This is a genomic window from Limihaloglobus sulfuriphilus (assembly GCF_001999965.1).
Taxonomy (GTDB): domain Bacteria; phylum Planctomycetota; class Phycisphaerae; order Sedimentisphaerales; family Sedimentisphaeraceae; genus Limihaloglobus; species Limihaloglobus sulfuriphilus.
Map to the genome: position 1 here is coordinate 1862184 of NZ_CP019646.1, position 13785 is coordinate 1875968.

The window sequence follows — 13785 nt, forward strand, 5'->3', positions numbered from 1 at the left end:
CTGAAAGAAGAGAAACAACCGCAATGAAAAAATATTTGTTTACAATATACCTTCTGACTTCCATGTTCAGCGTTTCAATGGCACTTGATTCATTTGAAACCATCCCCGCAAACTGGAACACCTATGCCGGCGGCAGTATCAGCACTTCTCCAGACCATTATAAAGACGGAGCAAATTCGCTGAGATGGGATTTTGTAAACGGCTCATACCTGATGGCAGAGAATCCGGCAAACCTTCATACCGCCGGAACGAACAATTCAGGCGGTATCATAATCTGGGTTTACAATGAAACCCCGATAGATGCGAACATAACTCTTATGTTTGGAGACCATGACGAAATATTAAACGAAACATGTAAATATAAGATTGATTTCGGGCTCAACTTTACCGGCTGGAGGTGCGGCTGGATCCGCCTGCAAGAAGATGCCGTCAACCCTTCCTGGACGAAGAATTATTCAATGGACTGGTTCGGCATAAAAGCCCCCTCTTCTCAAACCGGAACCGTATTTTTGGATATGGTTGATTTTGTTGACGTTGTAACATGGTACCGAACCAGAGACCATCAGCTGCCTCATATAAACCCCAGCAGCCAATTGTCATTTCATCACTGGCAGCATACCCAAAAATGGAGCGTGCAGCAGCCGCAGGACTTGCCCCCTGAGGAAATAACTTTAAATCAGATAAATGATTTTGCCGCCGTAAAGCAGCGGTATGAAGATTTTCTTCTCGGCGAAAACATTGAAAACAGCACCAATATCATCGAACATTTTGATACGGATACAACAGTTACAATTGACAACAGCGGCAGCAGCAATGAACTGACTCAGCTCTCACAAAGCAGCGGCTTCCGCTGGGGAGGATACAATGCGGGCAGCTCCGGAAATATTATGTTGGAGTCGCAAACTGATAACCGCCTCAGATTCAGGCTTGCCGCAAACACATCAGGCAGCTACGCATATACGATTTTTGACGCTTCCGGCGGCACTGATAACCCTCAACAGAACAAAACAGAAAGCATCAGCTGCTCTGCGGTTGGGTCAGGCCTGGAAGGAACTGAAATCCGCTTTATGGTTAGAAGTGCTGCGGACTTAACGTGGTACTGCTCCGAAGCCATCGCCGCACAGGAAAACCAGGCCGTTAACGTTGAAAGCCTTCAGTGGTATGCCGTTCATCCGGCCTCCAACTATCAGCTGAATCAGCTTGCGCCCAGAGATGAGGCCCCGCTGAACATATCACAAACCATCTCAGGAGGATTTTCTGAATTAGTCGGCGAATTTATCGATGGAGGCGGAGTTTACATTGAAAACGGAACACAAAGCTATTATAACATAAACAGTATTGAATGGGGCACAGTAGATATCGTCAGCAGGCGAATGAACTCTATCCAGAACTTTATCTCAAACGGCGTTTCTCAATACGAAAATTTCACAATAACAAGAACAGGCTCAGGAATAAAAGGCACTCCCCTTTTCAACAGAAACAGCGCCTACTCACCAAAGGTCGGAGAAGAATTCGCAGAAACCGTTATGCTTGCCCTGGCACTGGATTACCGCATTAACGCCAATGGAGAAAGCAAAGACAAATTCCTGCTCTGCCTTGACCACCTTCATGACCAGGGCTGGGCACAGGGAAGCTCTATGGGCTCATTAAGTTTTCAGATGAACCAAGAGGCCGGCTGGGTAAACTCAATTTTCCTTATGTGGGATGCCATGTCAGAGCACCAGAAGCAGTACAGCTGGAATGCCCTGGACTGGTACTGTGAGTTTGGAGAGGTTTACAAAAAGCCCTATTTCCGCGGCGGCACAACCGCAGACAGGTTTCAGTGCATTGAAATACCGCGGCTTCTGAGAATACTGCTAATGCCCGACACGCCTGAGAAGGTTCGCGACATGCACAATTACATAGAATGGCTAAGCAACGCATACGGCACCGCTTACGGCTGGTCGGGAACGATCAAACCAGATTACACAGGTTGGCACCACCTCGGCATCCAGGCAAACGCCTACGCCCCCGCGGCATTCCATGCCGGCGCTGCGGTTATATATATGCTTTCCGGCAGCGAATTTGCCGTCAAAGACGATGCCGTGAAAAACATTGAGAACGCGTTGGCCGCATACAGCATATATCTCAACAAATATGACATGAATACAGGCATAGGCGGAAAGATGGCGGCCGACGGCACAGACGACCTTGTAAGCGTCCTGCCTGCCTATGCATACCTGGCCGCGGCTGACGGGGATACCGCCAACAGCAGATTCGCGGCGATATTCAAGAGGCTCTATGACATGTACCACCCGGGAGTGCTTTCAGAAATGACCAGCTCTGCTACAACAGCGGGCAAAATGTGGGTCAGGACGCTTGGATCAAACAAGATAGTTCAGCAGATAGCCGAATCCAACGCAGAGGCTGAAGAAACCCCCTCCGGAACATTCAATTACAACTGCTCTGCCCTGCTTGCCCACCGCAGGAGCGACTGGCTGGCCTCCGTTAAGGGCTGGAGCAAATACGTATTGAATTACGAAACGCCCGGAACTAACGAGCTTGGCTGGAACCAGAGCAGCGGCTGTCTGCAGATACTTACGCCGCAAGGTAAAACGGCAAGCGGGATAGACCTGGACAGCGGCTGGGACTGGAACCGATACCCCGGGAACACTGCCGTAAACATATCGTACAGCGATTTAGCCGCAAAACCCGATCGTATGTTCACAAAGGAAGGATTCGTCGGCGGAACAAATCTGGACAATCAGGACGGGCTTTTCGCCATGAAGCTGCGGGACAACCTCTCGGGGATAGACCTCAAAGCGGATAAAACTTATTTCTTTTTCGATGATGTAATAGTTTGTTTGGGCACCGGAATAAGCGAGGCCAACGGTGCAGGAAACGTTGAGACCACCCTTTTCCAGGGCAGATTAGCAGAAAAAGACAAACCCGTTTACGACAATTCGACTTCACCGGTAACTGCGTTCCCGTACTCGAGCGACTACACAGACAACGAAACCTGGCTGATGGACGCGTTCGGCAATGGATATTATATCCCCTCAGGGCAGACAGTTCATCTCCGCAAGTACACGCAAACCACAATGAACAAAACCGCTGCCGGAACTTCTGCCGCCGACTTTGCCGCGGCCTGGCTCGAACACGGAACCGGCCCCAGCGGGCAAAGCTACGAATACGCCGTAAAGGTACAGACATCACCCAATGAGATGCTCGCTTTCGCAGAAGCCCCAACCTATCAGGTGATGCAGAAAGACGGAAATGCCCATGTCGTACAGGACAAAATCACAAAAACAACAGGATATGCCGTCTTCGCGGCAGACCAGAGCTTTTCAGCCGGTGATGTTAAACACGCCGCATCGCCATCGCTTATTCTTACCCGCAGAGATGGCCCCAACCGTCTCAATTTGAGTATATGCGACCCTGATTTACATATTGACGACGGCGGCAACCCCGGACAGGACACCTGCAGTGTCAAGCAGGAACACATATACTACAACAAGAGCCAACAATCCAGCGTTAATATCACTCTAAGAGGCAAATGGCAGCTTAACCGCTCCTGCGGAATAAAAGAATCTTTCGATGCGGAAACAGACGTTGAAATTGACGCCGGCGGCCCCGCCAATGAACAGCCCAAAACCTCACCCGCCACCGGATACACCTGGGGCGGATACAACGCCGCCGACTCCGGCAACGTCCACTTCGACACTCAATTTGGAGGCAGGCTCCGTTTCAGATTAGCTGCTAACACACAAGGCAGCTACGCCTACACCATATTCAAAGACAGCTCTGGCCTGCACAATACAGTAAAACCCAAATCTGTAAGTTTCACCTGCGGAGCAAGGGGACTTGAAGGCACATACATAAGAGTTATGCTTAGAAACTCAACCTCACTGAAATGGTACATATCCAAACCGCTCAAGGCCGAGGATTTTGTCGTTCTCAATCTGCACCAGACCCTCTGGGCGGAAATTGATTCTGATGCGGCTCAGAACCTTAACCGGCTCGCCGCGGCAGACGAGAAAGCATTAACATTCTCCGGCAATTTTGAATATTACCAGGACAGTCTCGGCGAAAACATAGACGCTGCGGGCTTCTATATAGAAACGGGAACCAATGATTATTTTGCAATTGATGAAATTGTATGGAGCAGATTCGAAGACGGCCTTTTTGCCGGAATAACTGATTCCAGCCTCCTGCAGACAGCAATTGAAGCTCAATGCTATTACGGCAAGGTAATGAATTTAGACCTTGTCAGAAACATAAATCTGCCTGACTATGCAAACTTCGCGAGGCAATGGCTTAAACAGGATTGCGGAGAATGCGACGGCGCTGACCTCAATACAGACAATAAGGTTGGAATCCACGATTTAATCATCTTGACATCAGGATGGCTGTATAACAGATAAACATCAACTTATATATACGATTAGACAAAGAAAGCTGATATGAAAACGTACAACGACTACAAGGTATATTATGGAGACATTCACACACACTGCGGCATATCGTATGGCCACGGCAGCCTTGAAGACGCATTGAAAAACGCCCGCGAGCAGCTCGACTTCTGCTCTGTCACAGGACACGCCCACTGGCACGATATGCCCGAGCCTGATGAACGAATCCAGTATATAATAGACTTCCACAAAAAGGGATTCCAGAAATTGAAAAACGGATGGAATGACATGCTGGAAACCCTCAAAAAGTACAACAAAGACGGCCGGTTTCTGGTTTTCCCCGGATTTGAGATACACTCCAATTCTGACGGGGACAGAACCGTAGTGTACAAAGACATCACAGGTGAGATTATCTATGCCGAGAATATCGCTCAACTGCACGAAAAGCTCAAACAGCTCAAAGAAAAAGGCATCGAATCATTGTCGTTCCCTCATCATATAGGATACAAAACCGGCACAAGAGGCATCAACTGGAGCACTTTCGACGGCAATAAGGAGCCAGTTGCGGAGCTGATATCAATGCACGGCTGTTCCGAAAAAAGCGAAAATACCCGCCCTTTCCTCCATTCGATGGGACCGGCAGACTGGGAAAGCACAATTCAATACGGCCTTAAACAGGGACACATTTTCGGCTTTTGCGCAAACACAGACCACCACAGCGCACATCCGGGAAGCTACGGCCACGGCAGAACCGCTCTCTGGGCGGAAGACCTCTCAAGAGATGCCCTCTGGCAAGCCTTTTACCAGCGCAGAACATACGCTCTGACCGGTGACAGAATTGATTTGAAATTTGCCCTAAACGCCGCCCCTATGGGTTCGATCATACCCGCATGCAAACAGAGAGATATTGATATCAGCGTCTCCGCCGGAAGCGCCATTGATTATGTGGATATAGTCAAAGACAACCGTCTCTTAAAAAGATTCTCGCAGTGCGATTTTGACAATACGGCCGACCAGGATTGCGAAACGGTAAAGACTAAAATACACCTCGAACTCGGCTGGGGTGAGAGAGGCAAAACCACCGACTGGGAAGTGGAACTGGAAATAGATGAAGGTGAAATTTTAGATATTGAACCGAGATTCAGAGGCAGAGAGGTTGTCTCGCCGGTAGAGAAAAAGGACAATTCATCTCAGTTTTACACCTCTACATGGCAGCGTCTCTCAGAAAAATCTCTCAAGCTCAGCTGCACAAGTGAATCTAACCCGAACAACTCAACCTGCACAACACAGGGCATCTGCCTTGAAATTCAAGCACCGCGAAGCGCCCGGATAAAAGCGGTGCTCAACGGAAAGAGAGAAGTCATCTCGCTGCAAAGGCTCATGGAAGGAGCTTACACCGGCTCTCTGGGCTCAATTGATTCGCCTGCATATAAATTCAACAGGGCGCCCCGGAGCAATGAAATGAACTGGAACATCAAATATATTGACACCGGCACAGATACAAGGTTTGATATTGGACACAGTTTCTATTATATTAGAGTAAAACAGCAAAACGACCAATGGGCATGGAGCTCACCCGTATTTGTAAAGAAATAACACGAAAGGCAACAGAACAATGAAACAGCCTAATATTGTTTTTATAATCACTGACCAGCAAAGATACGACACGATAAACGCCCACGGCTATGGGCACATGATAACGCCCAATATGGACAGACTGGCAAATGAGGGAGTTAGTTTTACATCTGCCTTTGCCCCGGGCGCTACCTGTGTTGCCTCAAGAGCGGCCATATTTACCGGCATGTACCCCCATAACACCGGAGTGTACAGCTTCAACAGATGGGCTCATCAAAACACCTGGGTCACAGATTTGGCGGACAACGGGTATCACTGTGTTAATATTGGAAAAATGCACTGCGACCCGATCTTCGCCCAAAACGGTTTCCATGAAAGATGGGTTGCCGAGAACAAATGCCAGGACTTTGAGAAATTCGGCCTGGCAGAGGACGACTGGGGCAAATTCCTCATCGGCAATGGATTAAAACGCCCGCTAAACAGAGCAGAGATGTACAGCGACTGGGACAAAAAGCTAAACGCGGTACCATGGGAATATGAGGAAAGGTACCACGTAGATAGTTTCGTGGGAGACACCGCGGTTAAATGGCTCAACAACTGGGATCAGCGGAAATCGCTCTTCCTTGAAATCGGCTTCCCCGGCCCGCACGAGCCCTATGACCCTCCGCAGCGGTTTATAGACATGTATGAGGACGCGGACATACCTGAGCATAAGTTCTCAGACGATGAGTTCAGCAAAAAACCCAAACAGCAGAGAACCCTTCAGCAATGGTTCAAGAACACGCCGCACAATGCGGTCATCAACTACGAGGATGCCGATGCAGAAGATGTGAAAAAGATGCGAAAGCATTACTGCGCCAACATAACCCTCATAGATGAGAAAATAGGCCAACTGCTCGAATCGCTCGAGACAAACGGGATGCTGGAAAACACTGTTCTCATCTTTACATCTGACCACGGGGACTCGCTGGGTGACCATAAACTCCCGTATAAATGGCTGATGTATGACCCGATGAACAGAGTGCCGTTCATGATAAAAGACTTCAGGAAACCAAACAAGACAGACGGAAAGAAAATCGACGATCTCGTTTCCCTGATTGATATCGGACCGACAATTTTGAACTACACCAAAACAGAAACTCCCGTATATCTTGAGGGACGCCCGCTCAACGATTACGTCGAAAAAGGCTCCATTGAGGCCCCCTGTCAATACGTATTCTGCGAAGACAACTATCTTATGATGATACGTTCCAAAACACATAAAATGGTTTATTACATTGACCAGGAATACGGAGAGCTCTACGACTTAACACAAGACCCGCATGAGCTCAGCAATCTCTGGGATGATGAGAAATACAAGATGCTCAAGATGGAGCTTAAATGCAGGGCACTTGACTGGATCGCGAAAAGCTGCTATTTCAACGGCGGCTACAAGCAGACCAAATCTCGCGACTATAAGATTCGCTGGCCCGAAAAAGACGGCTTCGGCCTCTATCTTCAGGGCAGGCCGGACATGGTATAACATTAGAAAAACTGAATTTAGAACGAAATTTATTACTAATTGCAACAGGAAATTATTTTACATGAAAAACAATGCGGACATTTTGAAAAATTTTAAACCAGAGCACGATTTTTTTATCGGTGTTGACTCTGACGGATGCGTCTTCGATTCAATGGGGATCAAGCAGAGAGAATGTTTCTGCCCCTGGATGATAGCATATTTCGGGCTCCAGCCGGTTGCCCATGCCGCACGCCAATGCAAGGATTTTGCCGACCTGGCATCGAAAACACGCGGCGCTAACCGCCATAAAACCATCGTCAGGATACTTACAGAGCTTCTGCCCTCGCACCCTGAAGCCATAGAACGCGGCTTCGAAGTCCCACAGTTCAAACACTATCAGGCATGGGTTGCCGACCCGTCCTCCGAATTAAGCGATGCGGGCCTGACCAAAGCCATTGAAAACTGCTCTGAGGAACAGGCAAAAAAAGAGCTGCAAACCGCACTTGAATGGAGCAAAGCAGTTAATGACGCTGTCGAGAAAATCGTAAAAAACGTGCCGCCATTCCCTTATGTTGACAAGACACTCGGCAAGATGGCCAAATCCGCGGATATTGCTATTATCTCGGCGACTCCTGCCGACACTATCGAGCGGGAATGGAGAGAATACGGCATACTCAAACATACGGACATGGTTGCCGGCCAGGAAATGGGCACAAAAGAACAGCAGCTAAGCGCAGTAGCCTGCGATAACTATAAGCCGCAAAACAGAATGATGATAGGGGACGCATTGGGCGATCTGCACGCGGCAAGAGAAAATGACTGCCTGTTCTTCCCTATAATGCCCGGCAATGAAATCAAATCATGGAAATTGCTGTTTGAAAAAGCCTTTGAAAAATTCATAAATGGTCAATACGCCGGAGAATACGAAAATGAACTAATTTCCCAATTCAAGCAGTGCCTCCCTGATACACCGTCTTGGCAAACCACTAAACAATGATAAATGAGTTTAACCGCCACTGATTCTTAAACCCCGATTGGAATAAAATAGAAATTAGAGCCCGATTATTCGGCACACCCCAGATAGACAGGATTTCTTTTCACGCAAATCCTGTTTATCTTTTTTTTGCTGTCTAAATTCCCAACTCTCCGCGGGGTTTGCCCGCCTCGGAAGATATGCGTATTCCAAAGCCGCGTATTTTCGCTTGCCTTGGCCGGTCAAATCTATATAATCCAGCCATAAATCCCGGAAAATAGTACATAAATAAAAATTGTTAACCTTTAATCTTATAACTGGAAGGATTTACAAAATGCTATACGAACTCAAAGGCAACGCTGTCGTCAGCCAGAGCGGCGGGCCTACCGGCGTAATCAACGCCTCACTTGTCGGCGTAATCGAGGCCGCACAGAAGAACCCCAACATCGAAAAAATTTACGGAGCCGTCCACGCGGTCGCCGGCATGGTACGCGATGAATTCGTTGACCTCACTGATCTCGACGCCGAGACACTCGAAATAATTGCCGGCTCTCCCTCTTCAGCCCTGGGCTCAAGCCGCGACAAACCGGATGCGGAATACTGCAGAAATATTGTTGAAGTTCTCAAAAAACGCGGCATTCGCTACTTCTTCTACATTGGCGGCAACGACTCTGCCAACACCTGCAAGATAGTCAACGAACAGGCCGACAAGCTCAATTATGACATCCGCGCTTTCCACGTACCAAAAACAATTGACAACGACCTTCGCACTACCGACCACTGCCCCGGCTACGGCACCGCAGCACAATTCGTTGCCCGCGCTCTAAAGGGTGATGACCTCGACAACCGCGCACTGCCGGGTGTCAAGATTGACGTTATCATGGGACGCGACGCCGGATGGCTTACCGCCGCGGCAAGCCTGGCAAAAGACAACGAAGACGACGGCCCCCATCTGATCTATGTCCCTGAGAGACCGGTATCTATGGAAAAATTCGTCAGCGATGTGCAGATGGTTTACGCCAAATACGGCCGCTGCGTTGTAGCAGTCAGCGAGGGTATAAGAGACGAAGACAACGTAACCTGGGCAAAGAAACTCGCCGAAAACGCGGAAGTTGACGCCCACGGCAACGTGCAGCTCTCAGGCACCGGAGCACTGGCGGACTTCCTCGCCGGCAAAATCAAGGCAAACACCGAAATAAAACGCGTTCGCGCAGACACCTTCGGCTACCTCCAGAGGTCTTTTGCAGGCCTGCAGAGCAAGGTTGACGCAGAAGAAGCACGCGAAACAGGCCGCAAGGCAGTTGAGTTCTCAATGGAGTTCGACAGCGGCTCGGCTATAATGAAACGCGTCGGCAGCGGAGCTGATTACAAGGTCGAGTTCGAGAGGACAGAGCTGGCAAACGTCGCCGAGTTCACCAAGGACCTGCCGGATGAGTTCATCAACGAAGCGGGCAACGGCATCACAGACGCCTACAAAGAATACGCACTGCCACTTGTTGGCGAGCTGCCCAAAACAGGCTACCTCGGCAACCTGCCAAAAGTGTAAACCTATACAATTAAACACGTTAAAAGCCCTGTGAGCCTGTAAGCTCATGGGGCTTTTTAGTTTTTCTCTTCTATCATAGAGTTGATAATGCTTGCGTTGTACGCGGCGGAGAAACCGTTGTCAATGTTTACTACGCTCACACCGGAAGAGCAGGAATTCAGCATTGCCAGAAGTGCCGTTACTCCGCCAAACGAGGTGCCGTAGCCGACGCTGGTTGGAACGGCTATTACCGGACAGCTTACCAGCCCTCCAACTACGCTTGCCAGTGCCCCCTCCATGCCGGCGATAGCGATAACGACATTTGAGCTTTGAAGCAGTTCAACCTTATCAAGCAGTCTGTGCAGACCGGCAACACCAACATCGCAGATAAGCTCAACGTTCTGCCCGAGTATTTCCGCCGTTGTCACCGCTTCCATAGCCACGGGTATATCGGCTGTGCCGGCGGTAATAACGGTTATCCGGCCGAGCGGCTCACTCTCAGTCTGTTGTTTGAGTGTTATTGTTCGGCCGAGCGGCTCATACCTCGCGGCGGGGAATTCACCGGTTCTCTCTATCGCGGCGAACATTTCTTCACTGGCACGCGTCGCAAGGACATTATGACCTGTAGATGCAAGCTCACGGAAAATTTCCACCACATGATCAACCGCCTTGCCCTGGCAGAATATAACCTCGGGAAAGCCGCAGCGAATATGCCTGTGCTTATCCACCCTGGCAAAACCTATATCAGCAAAAGGCAATGACGCTATCTGTTTTACGGCAGCATCAACTTCAACGCCGCCCTTTTTTACATCTTCAAGTAATTTGACAAGTTGTTCTTTATTCATAATGTCCTGACTGATATTAACTCGTTATTTATCAAGAGCTTGCTTTTGCCTCGAGTGTCATATCCGCGAACAGGCCCTCTTTGTATTTTTCATAAGCAAGCGAAGCGACCATAACCGCGTTATCGGTACAGTATTTTTTGGGAGCGATGAGCAGCTTCAGGTGCCGCCTGTCACATTCTGCCTGCATGGCCTCTCTCAGAGCCGTATTGGCAGCGACACCGCCGCCCATTACGATCGTTCGCGCACTTACACGCTTAGAGGCCAACATTGTCTTTTTGACAAGTACCTCCACAACTGCCGCCTGGAACGACGCCGCGATATCGGCCTTTTCCTGCCCGCTCATATTCGGTACCAGGCTTTGACCTTTCATATCCTGCCCGTTGCAATGATACAAAACAGCGGTTTTTATGCCGCTGAACGAAAAATCAAGAGAATCTTTGCCCAGCATTGAGCGTGGGAACCGGTGGGCTTTGGAGTTGCCGTTTTGAGCACATTTCTCAATACTCGGCCCGCCGGGATAGGGCAATTCAAGTATCTGGGCTACCTTGTCGAACGCCTCACCCGCGGCATCATCGATAGTGCGGCCCATAAGCTCCAGATTCACTGCCGAGCTGCATCTGTAAATATTGCTGTGGCCGCCGGATACGATAAGAGCTATTGCCGGCAGCTCCAATTGAGAGTCTTCGATAATCGCCGACTGAAGATGAGCGTGTACATGATTGACTGCTATCAGCGGTTTGCCCAGCATAAACGCCAGCGACTTTGCGGCGGTAACGCCCACTATCAGCGAAACAACCAGCCCCGGCTGGTTCGCTATCGCAACTGCATCTATTTCAGAGGGCTTCATCTCTGCATCAGCGAGAGCCTTCTCCACAACCTGATATATTTTTTCTATATGAGCGCGGGAGGCAATCTCGGGAACAACGCCGCCGTACCGCTGATGTATCTCGACCTGTGAAGCTACAACAGACGAACGTACGAGCCTGCCGTTAGTTACGATTGACGCGGCTGTCTCGTCGCAGCTGGTTTCTATAGCTAATATGTTTACATTTTCGGGCATTTATCGTCCTCTACGGGAATACTATATTTTTTCAAATGGCGGCTGTTTTATGCAATCGGGCACATCGCCTATTGATTCCGGTCTGGCCCATCGTACGGCATTTTCAATTATCTTAAGGATTTCAGGTGTGTGGTAAATAGGGTAGGTTTCATGTCCGGGCGCAAAATAGAAAATCCTGCCCTTTCCCCTCTGCCAGGTACAACCGGAACGGAACACCTCTCCCCCCTGGTACCATGACACAAAAACAAGCTCATCGGGCGCGGGTATGTCGAAGAACTCTCCGTACATCTCATCGTTTTCGATAACTATCTGCTCCGGCACGCCGCGGCAGATCGGATGTGAAGGGTTTACAGTCCAGAGCCTGCTTCGCTCGCCTTCTTCACGCCAGCGGAGGCTGCACGTTGTGCCCATTAGCTTTCTGAAAACCTTGGAAAAGTGCGCGGAATGAAGAACTATAAGACCCATACCCGCCAGAACCCGGCTGCAGACACGCTCTACAAGCTCATCATCGACCTCATCATGAGCGGTATGCCCCCACCATAACAGGACATCGGTATCGTTCAAAACCTTTTCCCCCAGTCCCTGCTCCGGATCCGAGAGCGTAACGGCTTTCAAGAGCATATCAGGATGTGAAGCGAGATAAGCAGCTATGGCCTGGTGAATACCCTCAGGGTAAACACTGCGGACGGCACTGCTGTGCCGCTCGTGACGGAACTCGTTCCACACTGTAACATTTATCATTGTCATTTTAAAAACTCATCTTCTTTAATAATTCTGGTTTACTTAAGATACAATACCAATGAGGTTTATGTAAATATTTTATTACAGTTTAACATCGGCTAAAAACACCAATATAGTTTGCAACAGTTTATAGAACAAGAATTTTAATGTATTTTTATGATTTATACAAATTAAAAACTCAATCGAAAAACACCTTAAAACAAGAGGTTCACTGCACAGAACATGGGGACAACCTCAACATCATAATACTTTATCACACCAACTATAAAACTCTTTAAAAGAATAACTTACGAAAGAAAGAGTCTTTACCCTTTTATTTCTCCCCAAGAGGAAGCTGCCGATTCTGATGAGCTGTAAATATTATATGCTCTTATTATTTGCTGAGAGTGTATATTCTTTTATGGATCTGTCCATATAATATGATTTTTCTGAATTGGTTTATTTTAGGTAATTTGATCTTTGTGATTTTAAAATCTGATATATCTTTGAAACAATTATCATCAAATGCAACTAAGAGTATAGTGTTTTGACTGTACTTTTTCCTGCATTTCTTAAATATGGCTTCTCTAATTAAATCATACCTGAGTTTCTTTTCGTCATCCGGAGAGATGAAATCAAAACCTTGGTAACGAGTATAATTGTTTACATAATCTGTATTATCAGTGTCTATATTATAGTCAGCTGGAGATTCTCCATATTTCCTAATTAATGATTTATGAAAACCAATGGCTTTCTCTTTTGCAGCACATGTAACTTCAACCTTTATTGAGTTTTCTTGATCAAGGTCGAGTATCGCGTCATAGACCTGGTTGCCAGATTCGAGTTTAATCTTAATTTCAGGAAAATTTCTCTTTATATGTTTTACATAATGATATACAGGTCTTGCTTCCTCCTTAAACCGTTTTATTAACTTATTATTTAAACCATGATATTTCCCCTCACTGTCACGAGATTCATTCTTTTGAATACACCAGGTCTCGTATTTATTATTAACTGAAAGATACCATTTAGAAAAAGAGTTAAAATCTTTTGTCAGTTCATAATCATCTTTTGAAATAAGGCTATTTATATCAATTTTTTCTGCAGGAAACGGAGGACAGTTACCCATTAAGTTTGTATTTTTATTCTTTTTTTGCATCCTTGTCTTTCTTTTAAGTGTCATTGACCTGCCGAC

At 47.8% G+C, this 13785-nt stretch carries 9 protein-coding genes; 5 read left to right on the top strand and 4 right to left on the bottom strand.

From position 1 onward, the window contains the following. Positions 1-23: 23 nt before the first annotated feature. From SMSP2_RS07030 to SMSP2_RS07050, 5 genes are all read left to right on the top strand, one after another. Positions 24-4403 carry a chondroitinase family polysaccharide lyase gene (locus SMSP2_RS07030; RefSeq protein WP_146683277.1) on the top strand — a complete coding sequence of 1460 codons (4380 nt, stop codon included), beginning with the start codon at positions 24-26 and terminating at the stop codon, positions 4401-4403. Between the two features lie 39 nt (positions 4404-4442). Next, positions 4443-5987: a DUF3604 domain-containing protein gene (locus SMSP2_RS07035; protein WP_146683278.1), complete on the top strand. Its 1545-nt coding sequence runs from the start codon at positions 4443-4445 to the stop codon at positions 5985-5987. Between the two features lie 19 nt (positions 5988-6006). Beyond that, complete coding sequence (locus tag SMSP2_RS07040) at positions 6007-7488, top strand: sulfatase-like hydrolase/transferase (protein WP_146683279.1); 1482 nt, start codon at positions 6007-6009, stop codon at positions 7486-7488. A 61-nt stretch (positions 7489-7549) separates the two neighbouring features. After that, complete coding sequence (locus SMSP2_RS07045) at positions 7550-8464, top strand: HAD family hydrolase (protein ID WP_186804911.1); 915 nt, start codon at positions 7550-7552, stop codon at positions 8462-8464. 310 nt (positions 8465-8774) lie between these two features. Further along, positions 8775-9986 carry a 6-phosphofructokinase gene (locus SMSP2_RS07050; RefSeq protein ID WP_146683281.1) on the top strand — a complete coding sequence of 404 codons (1212 nt, stop codon included), beginning with the start codon at positions 8775-8777 and terminating at the stop codon, positions 9984-9986. 56 nt (positions 9987-10042) lie between these two features. Here the strand turns inward: SMSP2_RS07050 and larB are convergent, their stop codons facing one another. The 4 genes from larB to SMSP2_RS07070 form a co-directional block, all read right to left on the bottom strand. Next, positions 10043-10810 (bottom strand): nickel pincer cofactor biosynthesis protein LarB, encoded by a 768-nt coding sequence (gene larB, locus SMSP2_RS07055; protein WP_146683282.1) that lies wholly within the window; start codon positions 10808-10810, stop codon positions 10043-10045. Between the two features lie 31 nt (positions 10811-10841). Continuing rightward, positions 10842-11870 (bottom strand): tRNA (adenosine(37)-N6)-threonylcarbamoyltransferase complex transferase subunit TsaD, encoded by a 1029-nt coding sequence (gene tsaD, locus SMSP2_RS07060; RefSeq protein WP_146683283.1) that lies wholly within the window; start codon positions 11868-11870, stop codon positions 10842-10844. A 21-nt stretch (positions 11871-11891) separates the two neighbouring features. Continuing rightward, complete coding sequence (locus SMSP2_RS07065) at positions 11892-12611, bottom strand: ThuA domain-containing protein (RefSeq protein ID WP_146684838.1); 720 nt, start codon at positions 12609-12611, stop codon at positions 11892-11894. A 373-nt stretch (positions 12612-12984) separates the two neighbouring features. Further along, positions 12985-13773 (bottom strand): hypothetical protein, encoded by a 789-nt coding sequence (locus SMSP2_RS07070; protein WP_146683284.1) that lies wholly within the window; start codon positions 13771-13773, stop codon positions 12985-12987. Between the last annotated feature and the right edge of the window lie 12 nt (positions 13774-13785).

Excerpts from the sequence above, each read along its gene's own strand:
- SMSP2_RS07030 (WP_146683277.1), top strand. The coding sequence starts at position 24 with ATGAAAAAATATTTGTTTACAATATACCTTCTGACTTCCATGTTCAGC.
- SMSP2_RS07035 (WP_146683278.1), top strand. The coding sequence starts at position 4,443 with ATGAAAACGTACAACGACTACAAGGTATATTATGGAGACATTCACACA.
- SMSP2_RS07040 (WP_146683279.1), top strand. The coding sequence starts at position 6,007 with ATGAAACAGCCTAATATTGTTTTTATAATCACTGACCAGCAAAGATAC.
- SMSP2_RS07045 (WP_186804911.1), top strand. The coding sequence starts at position 7,550 with ATGAAAAACAATGCGGACATTTTGAAAAATTTTAAACCAGAGCACGAT.
- SMSP2_RS07050 (WP_146683281.1), top strand. The coding sequence starts at position 8,775 with ATGCTATACGAACTCAAAGGCAACGCTGTCGTCAGCCAGAGCGGCGGG.
- larB (WP_146683282.1), bottom strand. The coding sequence starts at position 10,810 with ATGAATAAAGAACAACTTGTCAAATTACTTGAAGATGTAAAAAAGGGC.
- tsaD (WP_146683283.1), bottom strand. The coding sequence starts at position 11,870 with ATGCCCGAAAATGTAAACATATTAGCTATAGAAACCAGCTGCGACGAG.
- SMSP2_RS07065 (WP_146684838.1), bottom strand. The coding sequence starts at position 12,611 with ATGATAAATGTTACAGTGTGGAACGAGTTCCGTCACGAGCGGCACAGC.
- SMSP2_RS07070 (WP_146683284.1), bottom strand. The coding sequence starts at position 13,773 with ATGACACTTAAAAGAAAGACAAGGATGCAAAAAAAGAATAAAAATACA.